The 24760-nt window shown below is 67.9% G+C and carries 26 protein-coding genes; 11 read left to right on the forward strand and 15 right to left on the reverse strand.

Going from position 1 to position 24760, the window contains the following annotated elements; translation table 11 throughout:
* The first annotated feature begins 95 nt into the window (after positions 1 to 95).
* The 8 genes from ACWGCN_RS20840 to ACWGCN_RS20875 all read left to right on the forward strand — a co-directional run bounded on the left by ACWGCN_RS20840 (position 96) and on the right by ACWGCN_RS20875 (position 7119).
* Entirely contained in the window at positions 96 to 389 is a 294-nt protein-coding gene (locus ACWGCN_RS20840) for a hypothetical protein (protein ID WP_378993902.1), read from the forward strand.
* A complete protein-coding gene (locus ACWGCN_RS20845) occupies positions 389 to 2248 on the forward strand; it encodes an alpha/beta hydrolase (RefSeq protein WP_452458250.1) in 1860 nt (619 codons plus the stop codon). Before ACWGCN_RS20840 ends, ACWGCN_RS20845 begins: the two co-directional genes overlap by 1 nt.
* Complete coding sequence (locus ACWGCN_RS20850; RefSeq protein ID WP_452458249.1) at positions 2245 to 2760, forward strand: hypothetical protein; 516 nt, start codon at positions 2245 to 2247, stop codon at positions 2758 to 2760. The genes ACWGCN_RS20845 and ACWGCN_RS20850 overlap by 4 nt, the downstream gene beginning before the upstream one ends.
* Positions 2761 to 2762: 2 nt before the next feature.
* Complete coding sequence (locus ACWGCN_RS20855) at positions 2763 to 3431, forward strand: DUF3558 domain-containing protein (RefSeq protein ID WP_452458248.1); 669 nt, start codon at positions 2763 to 2765, stop codon at positions 3429 to 3431.
* Between the two features lie 12 nt (positions 3432 to 3443).
* Positions 3444 to 3824, forward strand: coding sequence for a hypothetical protein (locus ACWGCN_RS20860; RefSeq protein WP_452458247.1), 381 nt, complete (start codon positions 3444 to 3446; stop codon positions 3822 to 3824).
* A complete protein-coding gene (locus ACWGCN_RS20865; RefSeq protein WP_452458246.1) occupies positions 3821 to 5155 on the forward strand; it encodes a hypothetical protein in 1335 nt (444 codons plus the stop codon). The genes ACWGCN_RS20860 and ACWGCN_RS20865 overlap by 4 nt, the downstream gene beginning before the upstream one ends.
* On the forward strand, positions 5142 to 5912 hold the full coding sequence (locus tag ACWGCN_RS20870; protein ID WP_452452499.1) for an ESX secretion-associated protein EspG: 771 nt from the start codon (positions 5142 to 5144) through the stop codon (positions 5910 to 5912). Before ACWGCN_RS20865 ends, ACWGCN_RS20870 begins: the two co-directional genes overlap by 14 nt.
* A 76-nt stretch (positions 5913 to 5988) precedes the next feature.
* Complete coding sequence (locus tag ACWGCN_RS20875; RefSeq protein WP_452458245.1) at positions 5989 to 7119, forward strand: Fic family protein; 1131 nt, start codon at positions 5989 to 5991, stop codon at positions 7117 to 7119.
* 94 nt (positions 7120 to 7213) lie between these two features.
* Here ACWGCN_RS20875 and ACWGCN_RS20880 read toward each other — a convergent pair whose 3' ends face one another.
* Positions 7214 to 8188, reverse strand: coding sequence for a hypothetical protein (locus ACWGCN_RS20880; RefSeq protein ID WP_452458244.1), 975 nt, complete (start codon positions 8186 to 8188; stop codon positions 7214 to 7216).
* Between the two features lie 104 nt (positions 8189 to 8292).
* Between ACWGCN_RS20880 and ACWGCN_RS20885 the strand changes: the two genes are divergently transcribed.
* Complete coding sequence (locus tag ACWGCN_RS20885) at positions 8293 to 8901, forward strand: TetR/AcrR family transcriptional regulator (RefSeq protein WP_452458243.1); 609 nt, start codon at positions 8293 to 8295, stop codon at positions 8899 to 8901.
* A gap of 109 nt (positions 8902 to 9010) precedes the next feature.
* Positions 9011 to 9763: an LGFP repeat-containing protein gene (locus ACWGCN_RS20890; RefSeq protein WP_387447773.1), complete on the forward strand. Its 753-nt coding sequence runs from the start codon at positions 9011 to 9013 to the stop codon at positions 9761 to 9763.
* A gap of 1 nt (position 9764) precedes the next feature.
* Here ACWGCN_RS20890 and ACWGCN_RS20895 read toward each other — a convergent pair whose 3' ends face one another.
* The 9 genes from ACWGCN_RS20895 to ACWGCN_RS20935 form a co-directional block, all read right to left on the reverse strand.
* Positions 9765 to 10370, reverse strand: coding sequence for a response regulator (locus tag ACWGCN_RS20895; RefSeq protein ID WP_452458242.1), 606 nt, complete (start codon positions 10368 to 10370; stop codon positions 9765 to 9767).
* Positions 10367 to 11530, reverse strand: a complete 1164-nt coding sequence (locus ACWGCN_RS20900; protein ID WP_452458241.1) for a sensor histidine kinase — start codon at positions 11528 to 11530, stop codon at positions 10367 to 10369. The genes ACWGCN_RS20895 and ACWGCN_RS20900 overlap by 4 nt, the downstream gene beginning before the upstream one ends.
* A 92-nt stretch (positions 11531 to 11622) precedes the next feature.
* A complete protein-coding gene (locus ACWGCN_RS20905) occupies positions 11623 to 12408 on the reverse strand; it encodes an ABC transporter permease (RefSeq protein WP_379313805.1) in 786 nt (261 codons plus the stop codon).
* 1 nt (position 12409) lies between these two features.
* The gene (locus tag ACWGCN_RS20910; protein WP_452458240.1) at positions 12410 to 13333 is read right to left on the reverse strand and encodes an ABC transporter ATP-binding protein; all 924 of its coding nucleotides are present in this window, start codon (positions 13331 to 13333) and stop codon (positions 12410 to 12412) included.
* Positions 13334 to 13408: 75 nt separating this feature from the next.
* Complete coding sequence (locus ACWGCN_RS20915) at positions 13409 to 13762, reverse strand: YbjN domain-containing protein (protein WP_243655106.1); 354 nt, start codon at positions 13760 to 13762, stop codon at positions 13409 to 13411.
* A gap of 77 nt (positions 13763 to 13839) precedes the next feature.
* On the reverse strand, positions 13840 to 14655 hold the full coding sequence (locus ACWGCN_RS20920; RefSeq protein ID WP_378637531.1) for an isoprenyl transferase: 816 nt from the start codon (positions 14653 to 14655) through the stop codon (positions 13840 to 13842).
* 53 nt (positions 14656 to 14708) lie between these two features.
* A complete protein-coding gene (gene recO, locus ACWGCN_RS20925; protein ID WP_101463905.1) occupies positions 14709 to 15491 on the reverse strand; it encodes a DNA repair protein RecO in 783 nt (260 codons plus the stop codon).
* Between the two features lie 47 nt (positions 15492 to 15538).
* The gene (locus tag ACWGCN_RS20930) at positions 15539 to 16138 is read right to left on the reverse strand and encodes a TetR/AcrR family transcriptional regulator (protein ID WP_378993872.1); all 600 of its coding nucleotides are present in this window, start codon (positions 16136 to 16138) and stop codon (positions 15539 to 15541) included.
* The gene (locus ACWGCN_RS20935) at positions 16125 to 16991 is read right to left on the reverse strand and encodes an alpha/beta fold hydrolase (RefSeq protein ID WP_452458239.1); all 867 of its coding nucleotides are present in this window, start codon (positions 16989 to 16991) and stop codon (positions 16125 to 16127) included. Before ACWGCN_RS20935 ends, ACWGCN_RS20930 begins: the two co-directional genes overlap by 14 nt.
* A 142-nt stretch (positions 16992 to 17133) precedes the next feature.
* On the opposite strand from ACWGCN_RS20935, the gene ACWGCN_RS20940 reads away from it, so the two are divergent.
* Positions 17134 to 18561 (forward strand): amidase, encoded by a 1428-nt coding sequence (locus ACWGCN_RS20940; protein ID WP_379315302.1) that lies wholly within the window; start codon positions 17134 to 17136, stop codon positions 18559 to 18561.
* A gap of 6 nt (positions 18562 to 18567) precedes the next feature.
* Here the strand turns inward: ACWGCN_RS20940 and ACWGCN_RS20945 are convergent, their stop codons facing one another.
* From ACWGCN_RS20945 to ybeY, 5 genes are all read right to left on the reverse strand, one after another.
* The gene (locus tag ACWGCN_RS20945) at positions 18568 to 21408 is read right to left on the reverse strand and encodes an ABC transporter substrate-binding protein (protein ID WP_452529077.1); all 2841 of its coding nucleotides are present in this window, start codon (positions 21406 to 21408) and stop codon (positions 18568 to 18570) included.
* A 90-nt stretch (positions 21409 to 21498) separates the two neighbouring features.
* Entirely contained in the window at positions 21499 to 22410 is a 912-nt protein-coding gene (gene era / locus ACWGCN_RS20950; protein WP_358112172.1) for a GTPase Era, read from the reverse strand.
* Positions 22403 to 22738, reverse strand: a complete 336-nt coding sequence (locus ACWGCN_RS20955) for a cytidine/deoxycytidylate deaminase family protein (RefSeq protein WP_378993864.1) — start codon at positions 22736 to 22738, stop codon at positions 22403 to 22405. The genes era and ACWGCN_RS20955 overlap by 8 nt, the downstream gene beginning before the upstream one ends.
* Positions 22731 to 24101, reverse strand: coding sequence for a hemolysin family protein (locus ACWGCN_RS20960; RefSeq protein ID WP_378993862.1), 1371 nt, complete (start codon positions 24099 to 24101; stop codon positions 22731 to 22733). The genes ACWGCN_RS20955 and ACWGCN_RS20960 overlap by 8 nt, the downstream gene beginning before the upstream one ends.
* Positions 24098 to 24646, reverse strand: coding sequence for an rRNA maturation RNase YbeY (gene ybeY, locus ACWGCN_RS20965; protein WP_364410399.1), 549 nt, complete (start codon positions 24644 to 24646; stop codon positions 24098 to 24100). Before ybeY ends, ACWGCN_RS20960 begins: the two co-directional genes overlap by 4 nt.
* Positions 24647 to 24760: the final 114 nt, after the last annotated feature.

The raw sequence follows: 24760 nt of genomic DNA on the forward strand, positions 1-24760 counted from the left end.
GATGGAACCTTCGCTTCGCGAGCCCCGTCCAACCTTCACGAAGGGACCGGCCCGCACGGGCGCGCAGTCCTCTCGGCAGCGAAGGAGGGGACATCGTGAGCGGGACCCTGGGCGTCGAGCCCGATCAGTTGACGACGATGGCGACGACCTGGCGTCGGGAGGCGGCCGAAGTCGACGCGCTGAGCTGGACGGCCGCGAGCGAGGCGACCGGCGACGGCAATGACGTGCTCGCCGCCGTACGCGGGCTGTCCGACCCGGCTTCGCAGGCCATGGACTCGATCGCGACCCGGTACACGACGCTGGCCGACCTCGTCGACAAGTTCTCCGCCGACATCCAGGCAAGAGACGCCGAGACCGCGGGCGAAATCGGAAAGCTCGGTACCCGCTGATGCGGCCGACCATCCCCCAACTCGACACCTGGAATCTCGAGGGCCTGCACCGCGCCGGGGAAGCCGCCCGCGCCAACGCCGACATCCTCTCGACCTCGGTCGACGACTGCTCGCGCGCGATCTCGGCCGCGGGTAGCTGGTACGGACAGACCAAAGACGCGGCCTCGCGGCGCATCGATGAGGAAGTCGATCACGGCTACGAGGTGCGCACCGTGCTGCTCCGTGTGGCCGACGACGCCGAAGACGCCTACCAGGGCCTGAAACACGCCAAAACCTATGTGCTGGAACAGAAGAACCTCGCCGTCGGGCAAGGTTTCGTGGTCGCGCCCGACGGCCGGGTGACCCACTCCGATCCGGAAGAGGAGGGCGCCGCGGGAGTTTTCCAGCTCAACCTGCTCAGTGGGCTGGACGAGCTCGAACGCCTCGACAACCTGTTCGGCGCCAGGCTACGGGAATCGATGGGCGACCTCGGGGCGATGCGCGACGGGCAGCCCGACATCACCCTCGCCGACGGTTCGATGCGGGATCCGGACGTGGTCGCGATCCAGCTGGCGTCGATGTCGCCGGACGATCGGGCGACCTTCCTGGCCGGGTTGAGTCCCGAAGCGCAACGTCAGCTGGTGATCGCGGCGCCGGAGAAGCTGGGCAATCTGAACGGCGTGCCGTTCGTGATGCGGATCGAGGCCAACGAGATCAATGTCCGCAACGCGCTGACGTCGGAGAAGGCCAAGCCGAATCGAGACGAATCGCGGGTGAAGCAGCTGGAAGCGATGCTCGCGCCCATCCCGAATCCCGAAGGTGCGTGCACGCTCGACACCACCGCCGCCGCGACCGGCGAAACAGCGACACCGCAGCTGGGCATGGTCGACCGCAAGTTCGTCATGTTCAGCACCGAGGGCAACGGGCGGATGATCGAGATGGTCGGCGAGATGAAGTCGGGCGCGCCCGGTGTGGGGGTGTATGTGCCCGGCACCAGTACGAATCTCAACGGCTCCGGGTCGAATCACGTGGCCGCGTGGAATCTCGCCGATCAGACGGGCGGCCCGATTTTCCTGTACATGGAGGGCGACTTCCCGCAGAGTCTGACCAGCCTTTCCGACGGGGCGCCGAGCCCGAAATTCGCCGCGGACATGGCGCCTCGGCTTGTCGACTTCGGCTGCGAAATCGACCGGGAAGTCGGTGCGACCGCGCCGGGGACGCCGGTTTCCTATGTGGGACATTCCTACGGCGGCTCGATCGTCGGCTCGGCCGAGCAGTTGGGTCTGCGCGCTGACCGCATCCTGCACGCTTCTTCGGCGGGCACCGGCGTTTTCGACACGGGCTGGAACAACCCGAACCCGAGTGTCCAGCGGTATTCGATGACGGCACCCGGCGACCTGATCGGTGTCGTGCAGTCGTATCCCGAAGGCGGACTCAGCATTCCGGGCGCATTCACGATTCCCGGAAACCCCCACGCGTCCGCCGAATTGGGCGGTGATCCCGACGAGGTACCCGGCGTAACACGACTCGATACCGGCTTCTACAGCGACACCTCCCGAAACCACCCCACCGAGGTCGTCTTCGGTACCGACGGGCACGGGAAGTACTGGGACGACCCGAGATCGACAGCGTTTCAGAACATCGTCGGCGTTATCGAAGGATCGACCGCGACCGCGTATGTCGAACGAGGAATCGAAACACCGTACGTCGACATCGGTTTGGGAGACAACGGCGACGGCGGCAAGGAGGGGTTCGACGCAGCGAAGGCAGCTGCTGCCGCTCGCATCGCGGCAGCCCTCGGCAATCCCGACCTCGACCCGTACGCCGACCCCCGCATCACCGACAATGCCGAGCCCGGCCGAACGATCGACATCAAATGACGAAAACAACGATCGTGGCCTGCATCCTGATGATCACTGCGGGCGTCACGGGATGCAGTGGTTTCATCCACGAAGGTCCGACCAACGAGCGGATCAAAGACACCACGGGGCTGACCGTCGCCGAGGCAGGCGCGATTGTCGAGCGCAATTTCGAGCTCATCTGGCCGCAGAAGGGCCCCGTCGAGATCGCGAATCTGACCTTGCCGGGCACGGGCTGCCGAACGAACCCGAACTCTCTGATGTCCGAGGGTCCGCCGTGGCGGCCCCGGTACACGATGGAGGAAGTGAACCCGCCCCAGGAGTTCATCGACCGAGCGATGGCGAATCTCGAAGCGATGACCACACGCGGCTTCACCCTCGTACCGAGCCAGCGGCCCGACAACGACCCGGTGAACCGGCTCTACCGCGACTCGACCGGCTACACCGTCGCATCGTTCCGGGATACCTCCGTTGGGCCGAGGAACGAGGTGCGGTTCTCGATGACCGCGTCCTCACCTTGCGCGACGGAGTAGGCGTGACCTTTCGCGATGCGTATCAGCGTGACTACGATCTTCGGAGCGGGGACGTCATGAACGGGCACCGGTTCTGTGGGAGGGACGAAGACATGGCAGTTCGAGGTGCGGCGGCGAGGGTGTTCGGCGTTGTCGCGGTGGCGGGGTTGGCTGTCGTGGGGTGCGGTGAGGGGGAGCAGGGAACGGCTACTCCGCAGACGAGCGGTGTGAGTGTGGCGGCGAGTCCTACTTCGGTGGATGCCGAGGCGAAGGTGTGGGATCCGTGTTCGTTGCCGGATTCGGCTGTCGGCGGAGCCGGCCTGAATCCCGGGAGCAAGTCGAAAGATGTTGCGGGGGTGGACTTCACCGGATGGAAGGTCTGCGCCTGGAAGGACCCCGCGAATCAGTACAGCCTTGCGCTCATGTCGTCCGAGCACACACTGGCCGAGTCCCGACAGCGGACGAGCGAATACACCGGGTTTGCCGACATGAAGGTCGGGGCGCACAACGCACTTCAGTTCCGTCCGGTCGGCTCAGCGAACGATCTTGCTTGCTACGTCAGCGTTGAGGTTCCCAATGGGTCAGTCGACTTCCATTTGCAGAACCGGGTCTCGGCGAAGAACCCTCCCGAGCCGTGCGCCGAGGCGACTCGACTCAGCGAAGCACTGGTCCAGTACCTCCCAGCGAACTGACCAGGTGGCGACATGGTGCTCGGAATCGATCCGAATCAGTGGAACCAGCTGCTGAACCAGGCTAACGCGGGCGAGTTGGCACTCGACCCAGAAATCGGCCGAGACCTCGACCGCGTGTGCGACGACCACATCAGCCGGTTGGAGGAGGTGTTCTTGTCGGTCGAGCGAGTGACTCGCATCTCGGGCTTCGGCTCATTCGACTCGAGCGCGGTCCTCGAGAACAAGTTCGCACAGACCGCGTCCGGCGGCGATCGCGCGTTGGATACAGTTCTCAGACAGCACATCGAGGCCGTGCAGACCGCGAAAGAGGTTGTGGCCAAGGCGATTGCGAACTTCGTCGCCCAGGACGAAGCGACCGGTGCCGAGATCTCCGCGACAGGAGAACACCTGTGACCTACGAGGACTACAAGAGCAAGGTGATCGCAGCTCAGGAGCAGTGGAATACCGAGCGGGCCAAGATCTACGACCGCCAGCTCGCCGGCAACTACGCCACGATCTTCGGCGGTGACATCCAACCCCCGCACATCACCACCCCTGACAACTACGACAGCATGACGCTCGAGCAGATGCAGGCGGCGGTCGCGGCGATGAAACCACAGCTGGTCGATGACGCGGTCACCGCGTGGGCGAATATCGGTGGCGCGCTGATGGGCACCTTCACCGGGTTCAACCAGCAGTTCGCCCGCACCGTCACCGGCGCGGGCGGCCACGGCGGATGGACGGGCGCGGCAGCTTCCGCCGCCGTCGCGGCCGTGAACAACTATGCGCAGCAATCGATTCCACTCTCTCAGGCCGCGACCGCGATCAGCCTCAAACTGACCGAGATGCGCACCGGGATCGAGCAGACCCAAGCGTTGATGCCCGGCCTCACCGAGCGCACCAACGTCACCGGCAAGTCGTTGCCCGCCGACGGTGTGATGAAGGTCGACGATCACAACCGCGACGAAGCCACCCAGGAGGGCAGGCGGATCTTGCGCTCCGTGTACAGCCAGGTCGCCGGCCAAACCGACAACGGCGTTCCCTTCTTGCCGACCGCGCCGACCATCGCCGACGACGGTGGACCGGGCAGCAACAGCGAGACGAATGCCGTGGACAGTCGAGATGGTTCGACCGCAGCTGGCAGCGAAACCGAAGACCCGGCGGCGGGAACGAACGGCGACAGCGCGACACCCGAGGATGCCGCTACCGAACCGCCTTCCACCACAACCTCTTCGACAGATGCGGGCTCGACCACACCCCAGAGCGCCACCACCACACCGCAATCCACCACCCCCACCACAACAGCTCCGAACACCACCGCGCCGACCAACGCTGGTGCAACTACGCCAGGCGTCGGCACACCCGGTGTCGGCGCCCCGGGCACCGGCGCTCCCGGCTCCGGCAGACCCACCGGCAGCGGGCCCGGCGGATCTGGCACCCCACGCGGCAGCGGCACCCCGACCAGCGCCACTCCCGGCCGAAGCACCCCCGGCGCCCCGTCCCCCGCTGCCGCGGCAGCAACCGGAACCCGCGCGGGAACCACCTCCGCCACCGGTCGCGGCGCAGCGGGCGTGGGCGGCATGGGCGCGCCGGGCACACGTCGCGGCACCTCCGACGACGAACGAACCAAGGACATCCCCGACTACCTGATCACCCAGGAGAACGGTGACCTCCTGCTCGGCGCGGACCAGATCAGGACCGTGCCCCCGGTGATCGGCGGAGACGACGACAGTGCACCGCGCTGAATTCACCGGCATCGAATTCGAGATCCTGTGGTCCGGCTACGGCCGTGACCGCCTCCCCTATCCGCTCCAATACCGCACCGACATCGCCGAATTCGACGAGCTGAAGCAGCACCGGGAAGCCGCGGTGGACGCCCTCCTCCGCAAATACGACCCGGCGGTGGAACGCGCCCTCGCCGTTCTGCTCGACCCCGATGCCAGGGTCGAATCCAAAGGCTATGTGGGACAGGACAACGCGAACATCATCCGCTTCCACGGCGCGATCCGCGGCACGGTCGGCGCCACCCTGCAACAGGCGCCGGGCGCCGCGGAGGACACCGGCGCCGACGTCACCCTCACCTACTGCACCCCCAGCCAGGTGGCAGCCCTGACGGTCGCGGCCCTCCCCCGCACGAAGCCTGGTAAGAAGGCGCCGGTCGAGGTCCGCCGAGACCAGCTGTCCGTCGAAGAAGACCACTTCGAATACCGCGCGGGCCGCCTCAGCTCGGCCGACCAACTCAACCGCATGTTCCACCGCCCCCGCCGAGCCTTCGGCGAGATCTCGGCCCTGTCCGGCCCCGCCCTCGACTCGCGCCCCACCCCCGCCCGCACCTTCTGGTGGATGGACTACCCCGACGGCCGCTACTACGTGAAAACCGGCGACCCCATCGTCGCCGAACCCCTCCCCACCGACCGCATGATCGCCGGCATCTACCGCATGCTCACCCGAGCCCAGCGCTACCACCAAGAATTCGGCACCGACGACTACCGCACCGGGTAACCGCACAGCGCAAGATGCAGCGATTACCCGCCTATTCGCTTCAAATTATGCAGCGAATAGGCGGTAATATCGCTGCATGACGAACCGTGGGTACATCTGGGAGGCGACGAACTGGCCTCGCTTCACCTACGACGCGGTTCTGCTCGCCAAACCGACGGCAGAGGTCGCGCTCGCCCAGGGGCGCCTGCACGGTCGACTCACCCACGCCGACGACGCCACACAGGAACGCGCGGGGTTGGAAGCGCTGACCACTGACGTCGTGCAGTCGAGCGCCATCGAAGGCGAGTTACTCGATGCGGCGTCGGTCCGGTCGTCCATCGCTCGCAGGCTCGGTGTCGATATCGGCGCGACAACGCCCACCGACCGCCGGGTCGACGGTGTCGTCGATATGGTCCTCGACGCCACCCGCCGTCACGACCAACCGGTGACGGCGGAGCGCCTGTTCGGCTGGCACGCTGGACTCTTTCCCACGGGCTACTCCGGCATCTCACGAATCCGGGTGGGCGGCTGGCGAACCGATGAGACCGGACCGATAGAGGTGATCTCCGGACCATACGGTCGGCAGCGAGTCCACTTCGAAGCCCCACCCGCCTCCCGCCTCGACGACGACATGCACCGCTTCCTGATGTGGCTCGACGCGGAAACCCCCGAACCCGCGGTGCTGAAAGCCGGCCTGGCACACCTATGGTTCGTGACGATTCATCCCTTCGATGACGGAAACGGCAGAATCGCACGCGCGATAGGCGATCTCGCCTTGGCCCGTTCCGAACACAGCCCTCGCCGGTTCTACAGCCTGTCCGCCCAGATCCAGCGCGACCGCAAAAACTATTACGCCATCCTCGAAAGCACCCAACGCGGCGACCTCGATGTCACCGCCTGGCTGCTCTGGTTCCTCGATGCGCTACTCCAGTCCATCAACAACGCCGACCGAACCATCGACGCAGCGCTCGTGAAAGCCCGCTTCTGGCGCCGGTGGCACACCACGGCGATGAACTCCCGTCAGACCGAAATGCTCAACCGAATCCTGGACGGTTTCAACGGAAACCTGACAACCCGCAAATGGGCGATCATCACCAAAACGTCCCAGGCCTCCGCCCTCCGCGACATCAACGAACTCATCGAGCTCGGCGCCTTGCGACGCTCGGACTCGAGCGGCCGAAGCACATCCTACGAACTGACGGAAATCGCCGAGCTGAACACGGAGTAGCTGCCGAATCTCCGCAGCCACAGGCTCCGTTCGACGTCAGAGCCAAAACGCTCCGCACGAGAGTTGGTCGTGCGGAGCGTTTTCGCGGGGCGGGTCAGGCGGGTACTGCCACCGGTTCGGGGGATGCGGTCGGCGTGGTCAGCTGGCGGGAGCGGAGGGCACCGAGGCCGAGGAGGGCGACTCCGCCCGCGGCCCAGGCGAGTAGGACGGTGAGGGGGGCGAGGGCGCCGGCACCGTCGAAGTAGGCGACCGAGCGGAGCAGGGCGGCGGCGGCGCCCGGGGGGAGCAACTGGCCGATGGTGCCCCAGGGCTGGGGCAGGAGTTCGGGGGCCGAGGTAGCGGCGGAGAACGGGTTGCCCACCAGCAGCATGGTGAGGGCGCCCAGGCCGATGCCGGGGCGGCCGATCGCGGCGGCCAGGCCGACGATGACGGCGGCGACGGTAAAGGAGGCCAGGCCCGCGATGGCGGCCAGTTCGAGGTAGGAGCCGGGCAGGATCGAGAGCCAGGTGTGGAAGATCAGGGTGCTCAGGAGCCCGCCCGCGATACCGAAGGCGGCCAGGCCGGCGAGCCGGGACCCGTAGGCGGGGACCAGCAGGGTGAGCAGGATGCCCGCTGCCATACCGGACATGACCAGCGGCAGGACCATCGAGCCGAAGCCCGCGCCGCGCTGGTCGTCGGGATCGACGGCGATCACGTCCTCGACCGGAGCGACGGGGATACCGCTGAGTTGTTGTGCCACGGCGGTGAGCTGCTGGGCGACGGCGGGCGAGGCGGCGGAGGCGACCAGGACCTGCGGTGCACCGTTGCCGGTGACGACAGCGCCGTAGATCTCGTTGTCGGCCATCGCGTTTCGCGCCTGCTGCGCGTCGGCGACGGTGATGATCTCGAAGGCCTCGGGATCGCGCTGCCGCAGTTGCTGGGCGACCTGGACGGAGCCAGGACCCGCGACGGCGATCGGCAGATCACGCGGGCCGATATTGACGGCGGGCCAGGCGAAAGCGATGAGCATCAGGGCCTGGATCGCGGTGGCCGCGAGGCCGAGAGCTACTGCTCGGCGGGTGATCGTCATGCGATTTCTCCCATTTAAAGCGAATGTTCGTTCTTTTTGATGTTCCTACCGTGACACCGCCCACCTCGCTTGTCAAGAACGGACATTCGTTTTACTTTTGACCCATGCCCAGAGTCAGCGAAGAACACCTGGAACGCCGCAGGCAGCAGATCCTCGACGCCGCGCAGCTGTGCTTCGCCAGGAAGGGCTTCCACGAGACCTCGATGCAAGACGTATTCGCGGAGTCGCAGATGTCGGCGGGCGCGGTCTACCGGTACTTCACCAGCAAGAACGAGATCATCGCCGCGCTCGTGCAACGCACAATGGGGCCGCTGCGCGAGCGGCTCGCCGAGATCATCCGCACCGAGACCGTGCCTCCCCCGGCAGAGGTCATCCGACTGCTGACCACCGAGATCGTCAAACGCAGTGGGCCAGAGGGACCGCTGCGGCTCGCCCCACAGGCGTGGGCGCTCGCGCTGGTCTCGGACGAGGCGGCCGTCCCGGTACGCGCGGCCATCGCGTCGATGCGCGCGTTGTGGTTCGAGTACGCGGACCGATTGTGCGAGTCCGGCTGGCTGCCACCGGGCACCGATTCCGATGCGATCGCCAAAACGCTCATCGGGCTGCTGCCCGGCTTCATCCTGCAGCACCTCCTGCTCGCCGACGTCGAACCGGACGATTTCGCCCGCGGTCTCGAGGTCATGCTGCCGGGACCTCCGCACCATCCCCGGTGAGCAAGGCCACTGTTGCCACCGCCGCCGAACGGGTAGGTTCGGGTGCGGCACCGGAGGGGGTCCCGAGCGCCGGACATCGTTGAATACCGATCCGACCAGGGAGTTTCCTGTGACTTTGCACCGTCGAACCCTTCGATCACGCGGCCTGACCGCGCTGGCAGCCGTGACCGTCGTGGCCGCGCTGCCCGCGGCGATGGCAGGCACCGCGCAGGCCAGGATGATCGGCGGATTCGAGGTGGGCGGCGCGATCGAGACCGAATACGACCAGGCGGGCGGCCCGGCGCTGGGCGAGCCCACCTCCCCGGAAGCCGACGCGGCAGCCGGCGGCAAGTACCAGACCTTCGCCAACAACGCGGCCATCTACTGGCATCCCGACACCAACGCCAACACCGTCTCGGGTCAGATCCGGGACAAGTTCGCCGAGACGGGCAACGAGTCGGGCAAGCTCGGCTACCCGACCACCCGCGAGGAGTCCACCCCGTCGGGCGGCGGTCGCTTCAACCACTTCCAGAAGGGCTCGATCTACTGGTCCGTCGGCACCGGCGCCCACCAGATCAGCGGCCCGATCCGCGACAAGTGGGCGGCGCTGGGCTGGGAGTCGAGCCCGCTGGGCTTCCCGCTCACCGACGTGTCCGCGGCGGGCAAGGGCGACGGCCAGTTCACCATGTTCCCGACCGGCGCCATCTACTGGACGTCGAAGACCGGCGCGCACGCGGTGTGGGGCAGCATCCAGGCCGACTGGATCCGCGCGGGCGGCGAAAACGGCCGCTACGGCTATCCCACCAGCGACGAGTACGACTACCAGGGCGGCAAAGCCCAGGATTTCACGGGCGGCAAGATCACCTGGAAGCCCGAGCGCTGAGCTACAACCAGCCCTGACGCTGCGCCGCCAGAATCGCCTCCGCGCGGTTGCGGGTGCCGGTCTTGCCGATGGCGGCCGAAAGATGGTTGCGCACAGTCCCTTCCGAGAGGTGTAAGCGCTCGGCGATGGCCCCGGCCGCCGAACCGTCGGCGGCCGCGGCGAGCACTTGACGTTCCCTGGCCGTGAGCGGAGACGTTCCGGCAGTGAGGGTCTCGGTCGCCAGCGCCGGGTCGACGACGCGTAGTCCCAGATGTACCCGGCGGACCGCGTCGGCCAACTCCCGTGCGGGAGTGTCCTTCACGACGAACCCGCTCGCGCCCGCATCGATGGCGCGGCGTAGGTAGCCGGGGCGCCCGAACGTGGTGACCATGAGGATTCGCACGCGCGGGTGTTCGGCGTGCACGCGGGCGGCGACCTCGATGCCGTCCAGGCCGGGCATGTCGATGTCGAGCAGTGCCACGTCGGGGCTGGTGCGGTTCACCGCGGCCAGGACTTCGTCGCCGCGGCCGACTTCGGCGACCACCTCGAGGTCGGATTCCAGACCGAGCAGGGCGGCGAGCGCGCCGCGCACCAGTGCCTGGTCGTCGGCGAGCAGCAGCCGGATCATCGGACACTCCCTTCCGCGGGCACCGTCGCCAGCAGGCCGACGCCGCCGCCCGATGGCGTCGACATGGTCAGCGTGCCACCGGCCGCGCGCAGCCGCTCGGCCAGCCCACGCAAACCCGAACCGGACGGTGCGGTGACGTCGCAGCCACGGCCGTCGTCGGTGATCTCGATGCTGTTCTCGGTAACGACCACGGTGCAGTGCTGGGCCGCACTGTGGCGCACGACGTTGGTCACCGCCTCGCGCAGTACCCAGCCGAACAGTTCACTGTGCCGAGTGTCCACCATCGTCGAATCGGGCAGTACAGCAACGATCTCGGCTGCGGTCAGCGCGGTGTGCGCGGTGGCGAGTTCTCGGCGCAAGCTCACCTCACGCAGACCACCCACGGTGTCGCGCACCCCGGCGAGCGCCTCGCGGGCCAAGCGTTCCACATCGGCGAGCTCGGTCTTGGCGCGCGCCACGTCGACATCGATGAGACGTTGCGCGAGTTCGGTTTTGATGGTGATCACCGTGAGGGAATGGCCGAGGATGTCGTGCACATCGCGGGCGACCCGATTGCGCTCGGCCTCGATCGCCAGGTCGGCGCGCTGACGGCGGGTGATCGCCTGTAGTCGCCTGCCGCGCAAGCCGATCTCTCTGGCGAGCCAGATCACCGGTGGAATCACCGCGAGCACCAGCGCCGTGCCACCGAGCCACCGACCCGGCGCGAACACGGGCATCGCCACCATCGTCGCCGATACCGCCACCACCACGACCAACGAGAGCCGGGTGGGCAGCGAGAAGATCGCGACCGCGGCGATGTAGAGCACGGTCGGGAGCGCGGCCGCGCCGAGCAGCGCCATCATCACCACCGACAACGCGGCCATAGCTGCGAGCAGCGGCCAGATCCGCGGATCGACAGACCGCGGATCGTCCTGCTCGTCCCAGTCGAGTCGGCGGAAGACGACGAACGCCGTCACGATCAGCCCGCCGAACGCCAGCACGGCTGCCGTCGCACCGACCGACCGCACCGTGCCGTGCTCGACCCAGCTGTCGTAGATCTGCGGTACCAGGTACAGCAACCATCCCGCCGCGAGCGCGGCACCGAACCACCCGCGGCGCATGCCGCTGGTATCGGTCGCCCCGGTGCCGAACACCCGGTCGACGAAGTCACCCGAACTCACGAGCAATCCCTTCTCACAGCACTTGCGCAGCCACGCGGGCCGACCCGGCGAGTACCGACGGTACCCACGAATCGGCCCGGGTGATCGTTCGTTCAACGAGCGGTGTCCCGGCGGAACAGCGCGGCCGCGCCCACCACGAACACCGCGGTCCACGCGACGACATTCACCACGGCCAGCGCGATGGTGCCCGCACCGGTGTCACCGAACGGGGTACGCACCAGGGTGGCGACCCCGTAGGTCGGCAGCACCTTCGACACGGCGGCGAACCACCCGTGGATCGGGAAGAACAGCCCGCCCGCGAACGACAGCATCGCCAGTCCGGGGCCGAGCAGTTGCATGACGTTCTCGGAGGGCAACAGGTAGCCCATGAGCAGACCGAAGGCCGCGAACACCAGCGAGCACACCCAGGCGAGCAGGAAGCAGGCCACCCAGGCCACCGGCGTCAGGCTCGCACCGCAGAACGCGCCGACGACGAACACCGTCGTCACCGCCACCAGCCCCAGCGACATCGCGACCGCGATCTTCGTCGCCACGTAGGCCACCGGCCGCAGCGGTGTCAGCCGCAGCTGGCGGGTCCAGCCGTGGGCACGTTCGACCGCCACCATCGCGCCGCCGCTGGTAGTCGCGAGCAGGGCGCCGTAGAGCGCCATCGACACCATGATGTAGCCGGTGACGTTGCCCGAACCGAAGGACTCGTCCCGGTTTCCACCCTGGAGACCGAAGATCACGAAGAACACCGGCGGCATGATCAGGGTGAAGATCAGGGTGCGCCGGTTGCGGAGCATGCGGCGAAGTTCGAGCGAGAGAAAAGCCGGGCTGAAGCCGCCGAGGCGAGGTGTGCGCATCGGTTTCGTCGCGGTGCGGGTTGTCTCGATCATGTCAGCGCTCGCCTTCGGGTGCGGAGGTCAGCGCGAGGAACGCCGATTCCAGGTTGTGGGTGGTGATTTCGATGTCGTGGGCCGCGGTGTGGGTGAGCAGGAAACGGGCGATGTCATCGGAGTCTCTGGCCTGCACCAGGATTCGATCACCGCGCAGCTCCACCTGCTCGACACCGGGCAGCGCGGACAGGTGGGCCGGGTCGGCACCGGGCAGGGTGGCCGCCACGGTCCGGCCGACGGTCAGGTTCTTGATCTGGGCGGCGCTGCCGTCGGCGACGATGCGACCGGCACGCACCAGCACGATCCGGTCGGCGTAGGCATCGGCTTCGTCGAGATAGTGGGTGGCGAACAGCACGGTGCGGCCGCTCCCGGCGTCCTCGCGCATGGCCGCCCAGAAATCGCGCCTGCCCGACACGTCCATACCGGTGGTGGGTTCGTCCAGCACGATCAGGTCCGGGTCGGGCAGCAGTGCCAGCGCGAACCGCAGCCGCTGCTGCTGGCCACCCGAGCACTTTCCGACGAGGCGGTCGGCGATATCGGCGATGCCCGCCCGCTCGAGGACTTCCGGCGCCGGCCGCGGCCGGGCGTGCAGGGCGGCGACCAAGCGAACGGTTTCGCCGACGGTGAGGTCGGGCAGCAGCCCACCCGACTGCAGCACCGCGGCCACCCGCCCGGCCCGCACGGCATCCTCCGGCGCTTGGCCGAAGACCGCGACCGTGCCCGAATCGGGAGCGGTCAGGCCGAGGAGCAGGTCGATCGTGGTCGACTTACCCGCGCCGTTGGGGCCGAGGAAGGCGACGATCTCGCCCGGCGCCACAGTCAGGTCGAGACCGTCGACGGCGCGGACCGGACCCGTGGTTCCGGGAAAGGATTTGCGCAGGTCGCGCAGCTCGATGGCCGCGCTGGTTGTTCGTGGTGAAGGCATGGTTCAAGATTCGCGCGGACGAGGCCGCGAAACCTGAGCCGACTGTCACCATTCGCCCATGACAGGTGTCATAGGTTACGGCGCGAGCAACCCCTGCCGGGCTCGGCTCGCACCGGACAGCGCGAGCAGCAGCATGGTGGTGAGTGCCCCGTCGTCCAGGCCTTCGGCGGGGAAGGTGTAGCGCAGAATGACGTCGCCCAGCTGGCCACGGGCGATCAGCGTGACCGACCCGAACTGGATCTCGTTGTTGCGTTCGGCGACGCGCTTGTGCAGGGCCGCCTTGAGCGGACGATCCCAGGCCAGCACGCTGGTCAGCGACAGCACGGTGAGGCCGGGCGCGAGGGTGACGGCGCGGATCGAGCACAGGGCGCCGTCGTATTCGAAGCCCAGCGACCCGTCCGCGTCCACCCGGACATCGACGTCCTGCATCTGCAGGCACGCGCCGGTGCGCGCCTGCAGGTCGATTTCGGGTGAGACCGTGGTATCCATCTCGGCTCCGTCGTCACTCATTTGGCGCCACCGAAGCGGCGATCGCGCTTGGCGTATTCCAGGCACGCGTCCCACAGGTTACGCCGGTCGAAGTCGGGGAAAAGCGTGTCCTGGTACACGAATTCGGCGTAGGCCGCCTGCCAGATCAGGAAGTTCGAGCTGCGGAACTCGCCGGAGGGGCGAAGGAACAGATCGACATCGGGCATATCGGGTTCGTCGAGGTACTTCGCGACGGTGGCCTCGTCGACCTTCTCCGGGTCGATCTCGCCCGCAGCCACCCGGCGCGCGATTTCCCTTGCGGCGTCAGCGATTTCGGCACGACCACCGTAGTTGACGCACATGGTCAGCGTCATCACGTCGTTGTCCTTGGTGAGCTCTTCGGCCACCTCGAGTTCCTTGATCACGCTGCGCCACAGGCGGGGCCGGCGCCCGGCCCAGCGCACCCGCACACCCATCTCGTGCATCTCGTCGCGGCGGCGGCGGATCACGTCGCGGTTGAAGCCCATCAAAAAACGCACCTCGTCGGGGCTGCGTCGCCAGTTCTCGGTGGAGAAGGCGTAGGCCGAGAGCCACTTCACGCCGATCTCGATGCACCCTTCGACGGAGTCCATCAGCACGGCCTCGCCGCGTTCGTGTCCGGCGGTGCGCGGCAGGCCACGCTCCTGGGCCCAGCGGCCGTTGCCGTCCATCACCAGCGCGACGTGGTTGGGAACGAGCTCGGGCGGGATCGCGGGCGGACGCGCGCCGGAGGGATGCTGGGACGGCGGCCGCACGGTGCGGGTGCCGTCCTTGCTCGCGGGAGAGGAGTCACGACGCAGGATCACGGCGTCCATCCTGCCTGATCGCCGGGTACGGGCTGCACGGGCTCCGGCTTCGCGCCGTTTGCTCAGCCGACCCGGCCCACGACTGCGGCGTCGGGCCGATCCGCGGGTTCGATGCGGGATCGCTCGATCAGCGGCAACGTGCGCAACTGGCGCTCCAGATGCCACTGCAGGTGGGCGGCGACGAGACCGCTGGCCTGGCGGCGGACGTTGTCGGGAACGCTGTCGATGTAGGCCCACTCCCCCTTCAACAGGGCGACGAGCAGATCGAGCACCCCGGTGATGGGCGTGCTCGCGCCCGGCGGACGACAGTGCACACAGACCGCGCCGCCCGCTGCCACATGGAAGGCGCGGTGCGGGCCGGGGGTCGCGCAGCGGGCGCATTCGTCGAGCGCGGGCGCCCACCCGGCGAAACCCATGGCGCGCAACAGGTACGCGTCCAGGATCAGTTCGTGGGGTCGCTGTTTGGCGGCGATCGCGCGCAGGGCACCCGCGGTGAGTACGTGCAGTTTCGGGGCGGGTGCGCGTTCTTCACCCGCGAGACGCTCGGCGGTTTCGAGGATCGCGCACGCGGTGGTGTAGCGGCCGTAGTCGTCGATGATGTCGGCGGCGAACGCCTCCACGGTGATGACCTGGGTGACGATGTCGAGCGTGCGCCCGGGGTGCAACTGCACATCGATGTAGGAGAACGGCTCGAGCCGCGCCCCGAACTTCGATTTGGTGCGCCGCACCCCCTTCGCCACCGCCCGGACGAGCCCGTGTTGCCTGGTCAGGAGCGTGACGATGCGATCGGCCTCGCCCAGCTTGTGCTGGCGAACCACTACCGCCTCATCCCGATACAACCGCACGCGCCCAGTCTTCCATGTGCGCCCGACACCGCGGTCACGGACACGGATCAGGACTGGAGCAGACCGGCGATGAGGAGCAGCAGCGATTGCTGGGTTTCGATGCGAGCACGGTCGGGGTCATCGGCGTGGGCGACGATGAGCGAGGCTTCGGTGATGGCGCTGAGCAGTAGTTGCGCGAGTACCGGAACGGGGGCGACCGGGATCAGGCCTGCGTCGGTGGCGCGTTGCAGTTCGTCGGTGATGAGGCCGAGTCCGTGGCGGGCTTCGAATTCGCGGAAAGCGGGCCAGCCGAGGACGGTCGGGGCGTCCATCAACACGATGCGCAGCATTTCCGGGCGGGCACAGATGTCGAGAAAACGCGCCAGCCCCGCGGTCATGCCACCGATGATGTCGGCGCGGTCGACAGCGGCGACAGCGCTCGCGATCTCCTCGGTGGCCTCGGTCTCGACCTGTTCGAGGACCGCGAGGAACAGTCCGCGCTTGTCGCCGTAGTGGTGGTGCAGGGCGCCGCGGGTGACACCGGCGGCGGCCACCAACTGCTCGGCCGACGTACCGGCGAAGCCGCGCTCGGCGAACAGGCGACGGCCTGCCTGCTCGAGCGCGGCTCGGGTGACCCGGGAGCGATCCTCCTGACTACGGCGCTGCATGCAGCCGAGTGAACTCCACGATCAGTTCGGTGAGCAACTCCGGCCGGTCCTCGGGGATGAAAGTGTAGGAATTGTCGAGGGTGCGCAGGCTCGCCCGCGGGAGATCGGCGACCAGCCGTTCGGCCAGCGCCATCGGGAACAGTTTGTCCTCGGTCGACCAGACCACCAGCACCGGCACATCGACCGTGCCGAAGCGTTCGGCGGCGGCCACGGTGCATCGATTGTCGACACCGGCGGCGAAGCGGCGCAGATCATCGCGGATGGCGGCGTTGCGCCGGGCAGACCCCAAATAGGACTGCGCGATCTCTTGCGGCAGGGCATGTTTGGTGACCAGCCCGAATCCGAGTGGCAGGCGTTGCATGAACCCGAAGCGCATCGGCGCCAGCAGCGGCCGGATCACGCCGGGAATCTTCGCCACCTTCAGCAAGCCCGCGAAAGGCTGCGGCGGGAACACTTCGTAGCAGTCGACGGCGGCCAGGATGACGCGGCCGATCCGTTCCGGTCGGCGGGTCATCAGGATCTGGGTGAGCGCACCACCGGTGTCGTTGGCGACGATCGTGACATCGGTGAGGTCGAGCGCGTCGAGGAACTCGGCGATCAGGTCCGCGATGCCGGTGGGACCGAGATCGGCGTCGGGCATCGGGATGGTGTGGGATCCGAGCGGCCAGTCGGGCGTGAGGCAGCGGTGGCCTGCGGCGGCCAGACCGGGCACGACCCCGCGCCAGATATCGGCGTTGACGAGTAGTCCGTGGACGAAGACGACCGGCGATCCGGAGCCGGTGTCGTGGTAGCGGATGCGGCCGGATGACAGGGCGATCTCGCGTGCCGGGCCGAGTGCTGAGCTGATTCCCATGGGGTCCTCCCCTGGTCGAATGCTGGGCACGTCCACTGTTACATACATCCCGTATGTATGTCTATACCCACCCTAGGGGATGTGGACGGGTGACCAGGTTCGCGTTACGGTCGAGCCACGCACCTGCAGAGACGGAGCTCACATGTCCGCGCCCGACCACATCGCGCCGAATTCCTCGGCCGATCTCGGCCTCACCGAGCTGTCCTCGGCCGTGGCCGACGGCAGTATTTCCTCGGTCGTCGCCGTCGCCGACGCGCTCGACCGGATCGAGGCGTCGCAGCCGTCGCTCAACGCGTTCCGGGTCGTCCGTCGCGACGCCGCGCTGCGGGAGGCGGCAGAGGCGGACGCTAGGTTGGCGGCGGGTGTGCGGCTGCCGCTGCTGGGTGTGCCGATCGCGGTCAAGGACGACACCGACATCAGCGGCGAAGTCACCGCCTTCGGGTGTGGTGGGGAGTTCACGCCGAAATCCGCGGACGCCGAATCGGTGCGCCGGTTGCGCGCGGCGGGTGCGGTGATCGTTGGCAAGGCCAATACCTGCGAGCTGGGACAGCTGCCGTTCACCAGCGGTGACGCGTTCGGCCACACCCGCAATCCGTGGGATCGCACGCGCACGCCGGGTGGGTCATCGGGCGGGTCCGCGGCGGCGGTCGCGGCCGGATTGGTCCCCGCCGCGCTGGGTTCCGACGGCGCGGGGTCGGTGCGTATCCCGGCCTCGTGGACCAACCTGATCGGGATCAAGCCGCAGCGAGGGCGCATCTCCACCTGGCCGCTGGCGGAGGCGTTCAACGGGCTCACCGTCAACGGACCGCTCGCGCGCACTGTGCGGGACGCGGCGCTGCTGCTCGACATCGCCGCCGGACCGCACGAGGGCGACCGGCACAAGCCCGCGCCCATCGAGGCGAGCGCGGCCGTCGGGCGCGATCCCGGCAAGCTCAGAATCGCGCTCTCCCTGAGCATTCCGTACACCGCGACCACCACCGCGCTCGATCCACAGATCGCGGCCGCCGTGCACGCGCTGGCCGCCACCCTGCGCACGCTCGGCCATACCGTCACCGTGACAGACCTGCACTACGGGTTGATGATCGGCGCGTCCTTCCTGCCACGATCACTGGCGGGGATCAGCCGGGTGCACCGGGATATGCCGGGCGCGGTCGTCGACCCGAGGACCACCACCAATGCGCGCATCGGACGCGTGCTCAGCGGACCCGCACTCACCGCCGCGCGTCTCGCGGAACCCCTGCTGCACAAGCGCATCGGCTCGTTCTTCGACGACTACGACCTGGTGCTGGCGCCGACCACCGCGACCCCTCCCCCGCAGGTGGAGGAGATCGATGGCATCGGCTTCGGTGCGACGAACAATCTGATCACCGCCGCATGCCCGTACACCTGGCCGTGGAACGTGCTCGGCTGGCCGAGCGTGAACGTGCCCGCCGGCTTCACCGACGCCGGACTGCCGATCGGTGCGCAACTGATGGGCACCGCCGACAGCGAACCACTGCTGATCTCGCTTGCGGCCCAGCTGGAATCGGAACTGCACTGGGAGCGTCACCGCCCCGCGCAGTGGTGGTGACCGTTCCTATCGGCCCGGTTCCGTCCACCCTTCGAGGTCGCTCTTGGTACCCGACGGACAACCGTCCTGGCCGGTCTGCCGGGGAAACATCATCAGGCAGCGCTGTGGTCCCGCGCCGCCGACCGCGGTGGTGACCAGCACCGCGATCGACGAGCCGTCGGCGACGCGGCTGGTCGAGAAACCGAGAGTGCCGGTGACGCCGCGATAGTCGGACTCGCGCAGCTGGACCGCGATGGCGGTTCGGTTCGGCGGGAGGTCGGCCAGCACGCCACGGCTGTTGCGCACCGCTTGAACGAACAGGCCGCTCACGTCGAAGGCCAGACCGGTACGGTCACCCGCCCAGGTGGGCCGGTAGTCGGTGAGGTCGGGATAGCCACGGAGGTCCCGGATCAACCCCGCCAGTTCGGTACACAGCTGCTCGTGTTCGAACGGCACCGGCTGGTCGCCGAGCTTGCCGATGCCGCCGACACAATCGGCGCCGCCGAGCATGACCGGCGAGGCCTTGGACACATAGCGCACGGTGAGGTTGGCGGGAAGGGCGGCGGTGGCCTTCGGATCGGTGATCAGCCTGGTCACCGCGTCGTTGCCGAGGATCGCCGGGCCCGCGCCGCTGAGGCAGCCGCGACTCACCGATTTGGCGAAGGTCGGGAAGTCGTCGTTGCGGCCTGCGAAGAACAGCAGGGTGCGACGGTCGAATCCGGCGGTCTCGCACGGTGCGGGGAAACGGTAGAGCTGCTGCTGTTCGCGCCAGCTCATACTCTGTTGGGCCACACCGCGTTTGGTGAGCTCCTTCTGCAGATCTTCCACCAGGGTGGTCACGTACAGATCACCGGCGGCCTCGGGGTGATAGATCGCCACCTTGTCGTAGCGCGATGCGCCGTTGAGGTCACGCGCACCCTGCACATAGTCGGCGACGAGACGGGCCTGCACGGTATTGCTCGGTGCCGCTTGGAAATACAGCGGCGATGCCTGCTCCAGACCATCGGCGGACAGGGTCGTGGCCACCGCGGGCACCCCGAGTTCACCGAGACGCGTGATGGCCTTGCGGGTTTCGTCGTTGCTGCGATCGATTCCCACCACCCCGAGCACGCTGGGATCGTCGGCCACGAGCTCGCGCAGCGGATTGTCGACCACCCACCCGGCCTGGCGCATATCGGAGCCGCCGTTGGCGATGATGATGCGCAGCAACGGTTCCGATTCATCGGAGGCCAGCAATGCGCGACGCTGCTGCACCGCCAGTCCGGCCAGCTCCTCGACCTGGGCGTGCGGGTAGCGCACATTGGTGTCGACGTAGCTGAGGCCGGCGAAGTACACCAGCGAGATCAAGGGTCTGTTCGGGTTGTTCGCGCGCGCGTCGGCCGCGGCGACATTGAGCCGGAACACTTCTCGCTGCATCGCCGACAGCTCGGGATCATCGGCGAAGGTCTGGCGGGGGTTGTCGCTGTAGCCGACGCATTCACCGTCGCGCAAACTCACCGAGACACCGTCGGTCCACGGCCAGTGCGAGCATTCGGCGCCACGCAGCGGTGGGAAGTAGACCAGGGTCGCGGCCACGGCCAGCACGATCGGGATCAGCACACACAGACCCACGAACCAGCTGCGCGCGGCGAGCGGCGGCGCCGGCGGCAGTGCGAGACCGCGAAAGCGGCCATCGCTGACGCGCGGGGTCGTGTCGGGCGGCAGGATCGCGCGCAACGGGAGGAACCAGGCGTCGGCCTGACGATGGGTGCGCCGGTTGTCGATCTCGCGCACCCACTCCTGCAGTGGATCGGGCGGTTGCGGGGTCGGCGCGTCGGCGAGACTTTCCAGGGTGCGCAGCGGGCGGAGGTCGCTGATGTGCGAGAGCTCGCCGACCTCACGGCTGGGCCCTTCGTCGCGCAGCGCCACCACGACCAGCGGATCGAAAAGGCCGGTCTCGTTCCGGATTTCGTTGATCCAGGTGAGGATGCGCGCACCGTCGCTGCCCTCGGCCAGACCACCGAGCAACGCCACCGGGTACGCGGTGCGCCGCCAGCTCGACGGGCGCCAGATGCGGCGCCGGTAAGCGTCGCGCAGGTCCTCGAGAAACGCGTGCACGAGGAGCTTGGCAACCTGCTCCTCGTTCTCGTCGACCCGATGTGACGCGGTGAGCCGGGACGCGAAACCGAGGAAGCTGCCCGACAATTCAGGCGCCAGGTAGCGCTGATGCAAGAACCACCGCGTCACCTTCGACATGCCGGGAATGCGCCCCGACACCCACAGCCACAACCGCAGCACCGGCCACAGCGCCAGCACACCGAAGACCACTCGCGAAATCGTGTCGCCCGCAACACCTTCGGCGGTGTCGGAACGGCTCGTCGGTGAACCGCTACGCAGCAGTTTGGGCAGTCTGCGACGCAGCTCGTCGGGTGCCTCGGATTCGTCGGAAGTCACCCGCTGGCGGGTCAGCCAGTCGGCGGTGCGGTAGCGCGGGAACTTGATCGCGCCCATCGCGGTGTCGTCGGCGGCGAAACCCGCCACCAGCTGCTGGACGATCGGCAGGCAGTGGCCGGGGATCTCCTGGTCATTGGCGTGCGGACCCGCGTCGATCGCGTTGAGGTCGGGGGTGAGCAGCGTGCGCGGCAGGTCGGGCGCGTGCAGGTCGATCTTGACGCGCGGCGTCGCCCGCCTGCCCCCGGATTCGCTGAGCCAACTGTAGATTTCGCCGACCAGCGCGGTGTGCCCGGCAACGCCGACGACTTCGATGATCGGCCGCGGCAGCGCGCGCCGCCCGTGAACCAATGTGCGCAGCACGCGCGGGCGGGCGTCGGGAATCTCGAGCGCCCGCAGCAGCTCCAGCAGCTTGCCGACATCATTGGCATCGGGCACTTCCACGGCCTCCCCGGACGATCAGCGACGCACGCCGAACGAACCAGCGTGTTCGCCGAACGATACCCCGAACCGCCGACAGTCAAACGGTCAAAAGCCCAGCTTCCCCAGCTGTTTCGGATCGCGCTGCCAATCCTTGGCGACCTTCACGTGCAGGTTCAGGTAGATGCGGGTGCCCAGAATGTGCTCGATCTGCTTGCGGGCATTGGTGCCGACCTCCTTGAGGCGGGCACCGTTCTTACCGATGATGATCGCCTTCTGACTCGGCCGTTCGACGTACAGCAGGGCATGCACTTCGAGCATGTCCTCGTTCGCCTCGTACGGCTCGATGTCCTCGATCACCACGGCCAGCGAGTGCGGCAGTTCGTCGCGCACGCCTTCCAGAGCGGCCTCGCGGATCAGCTCGGCCATGAGGGTTTCCTCCGGCTCGTCGGTGATCTCCCCGTCGGGATAGAACGCCGGACCCTCTTGCATCTGCGAGGCGATCACGTCGACGAGCACCTCGACCTGTTCGCCCTTCACGGCCGAGACCGGAACGACCTCGGCTTCGGGGCCGAGCAGCTTCGACAGCGCCATCAGCTGGTGCGCGATCTCGTCGCGACCCACCTTGTCGATCTTGGTGACCACGCCGAGGATCTTGGTCTTGGGCGCCATCATCCTGATCTGCTCGACGATCCAGCGGTCACCGGGGCCGATCTTCTCGTCGGCCGGGATGCACAACGCGATCAGGTCGACCTCGGAATAGGTGTCGCGGACCAGGTCGTTGAGACGCTGGCCGAGCAGGGTGCGCGGACGGTGCAGGCCGGGGGTGTCGACCAGGATCAGCTGGGCGTTCTCACGGTGCACGATGCCGCGGATGGTGTGGCGGGTGGTCTGCGGGCGCGAGGAGGTGATCGCGATCTTGGTGCCGACCAGGGCGTTGGTGAGCGTCGACTTGCCGGTGTTGGGGCGGCCGACGAAACAGACGAAGCCGGAACGGAATTCCTTGCCGGAGTCAGCCACCGTGCACCTCGCTCAGCACGGCACCGGTGCGGTCGGTGCGGATCACCGAAGCCGACGGCGAGACCTCGCGCACGGCGTCGATGCCCGCGTCCTCGGCGTCACCCCCGACGACGACCGCCGCCTCGAACCCCTCGGCGCCGCTCGAGATCGCGGCGGCCACGGCGGCCTGCAACGCGGTCAGGCGCAGCGCGGTCAGCCCGACCTCGCCCGCGGCGTAGGTGCGGCCATCGGTATCGCGCACCGCGGCGCCGCTCGCACCCCCGGTGCGGCCCAGCGCGCCACGCGCCAGTACCAGCAGTTTGTTGTCCTCTGCGTTCAGTTCACTCATGGTGTTCTCCGTTGTCGTCGGGCACGCGCACCGTGTCGGTGTCGGCGGTTGCCTCGTCGGTCGTGCCCTTGCGGGGCTTGTCGGTCTTCTTCTCCGCCTTGTCGGCCTTGTCCGCGGCCCGGCGCACCAGCACGGTGTTGACTCGCATGCGCCCGCGCGCGTCGGCGCCACCCTCGCCGCGCAGCACCAGCCCGTAGACGGTCACCTTGGAGCCGGGCAGCGGAACGCGGCCCAGCTCGTGAGCGAGCAGCCCGCCCACCGTGTCCACGTCGTCGTCCTCGATGTCGAGGCCGTACAGCTCCCCCAGGTCTTCCACCGACAGCCGCGACGAGACGCGGTAGCGCCCGTCGCCGAGGTCCTCCACGGGCGGGGTTTCGTCGGTGTCGTATTCGTCGGCGATCTCACCGACGATCTCCTCGAGCACGTCCTCGATGGTCACCAGGCCCGCGATACCGCCGTACTCGTCGACCAGCAGCGCCATGTGATTGCGGCGGCGCTGCATCTCGTCGAGCAGTTCGTCGAGCGGCTTGGAATCGGGGACGAAGTTCGCGGGCCGCATGACATCGCCCACCGACACCTTGCGGGCGCGATCGGCGTAGGGCACAAGGTCTTTCAGGTAGACCACGCCGCGGATGTCGTCGACGTTCTCGCCGATCACCGGAATCCGGGAATGGCCCGATCGCACCGCCAGTGACATCGCCTGGGCGGCGGTCTTGTCGTCCTCGATCCACACCATCTCGGTGCGCGGCACCATCACCGCGCGAGCCGGAGTGTCGCCGAGCTCGAAGACCGACTGGATCATCCGGCGTTCATCGTCGGCCACCACGCCGCGCTCGCGGGCCATGTCGACCACCTCGCGCAGCTCGATCTCGGAAGCGAAGGGGCCGTTGCGAAATCCCTTACCGGGGGTGATCGCGTTGCCGAGCAGAATCAGCAGGCGGCTTACCGGGCTGAGCACCGCGCCGATGATCTGTAGCGGCACGGCAGCGGCCAACGCGATCGAGTAGGCGTGCTGACGGCCGAGGGTACGCGGACCGACGCCGATCACGACGTAGGAGACAACAACCATCAGCGCGGCGGTGACCAGCAGCGCCGTGCTCTCGTTCCACAGGTCGAGCGTCGCCGCCGCCAGCAGCACCGTGGCAGTGATCTCGCACAGGATACGCAGCAGGACAACGAGATTCACATAGCGCGGACGGTCGTCGACGATCTTGCGCAGTCGCGCGGCGCCGGGGCGCTCCTCGCGGACCATGTCGTCGAGCCTGGCCCGTGACACCGTGTTCAGTGCCGAGTCCACGCCCGCGAACACCCCGCCGATACCGATCAACACGATTGCCAGCAGGATCAGGGTCAGTGCTGTCACGCGGGGCCTTCACCGGGTGCGGTGAAACCTGCCTTGCCGAGTAGACGGTCGTCACGCTCGGCCAGCTCGGCGCGGCGCTGCTCCTCGCGCAGGCTCACGTACCACTCCTCGAGCAGCTGGGCCTGCAGCGCGAACATCTCCTTCTCCTCCTCCGGCTCGGCATGGTCGTAGCCGAGCAGATGGAGCACGCCGTGCACGGTGAGCAGGGCCAGCTCGTGATCGAGCGAATGGTCTGCCTTCTGCGCCTGCCCCATCGCGAACTCCGGGCACAGCACGATGTCACCGAGCATGGACGGGCCGGGCTCCGGGCTGTCGGGACGACCGCCGGGCTCGAGTTCGTCCATCGGGAACGACATCACGTCGGTGGGGCCTGGCAGGTCCATCCAGCGCACGTGCAGGTCGGCCATGGTGTCGAGATCGACGAGCACCATCGACAGTTCGGCGGCAGGATGGACGTCCATCCGGCCGATCACGAAACGCGCGACGCTGACCAGGTCTTCTTCGGGAACGTCCATGCCCGATTCGTTGGCGATCTCGATGCTCACCTGTTCAGGGTACGGTGCTGGCCCGATGCCGCCGGGAGCGGCATCGGGCCAGCGTGGCGCACCACAGCGCCGGTCGCTGCGACCCCCGGCCCGGCGCAGGGCGCGCTTTCCCGG

The sequence above is a fragment of the Nocardia sp. NPDC055050 genome (genome assembly GCF_053608345.1).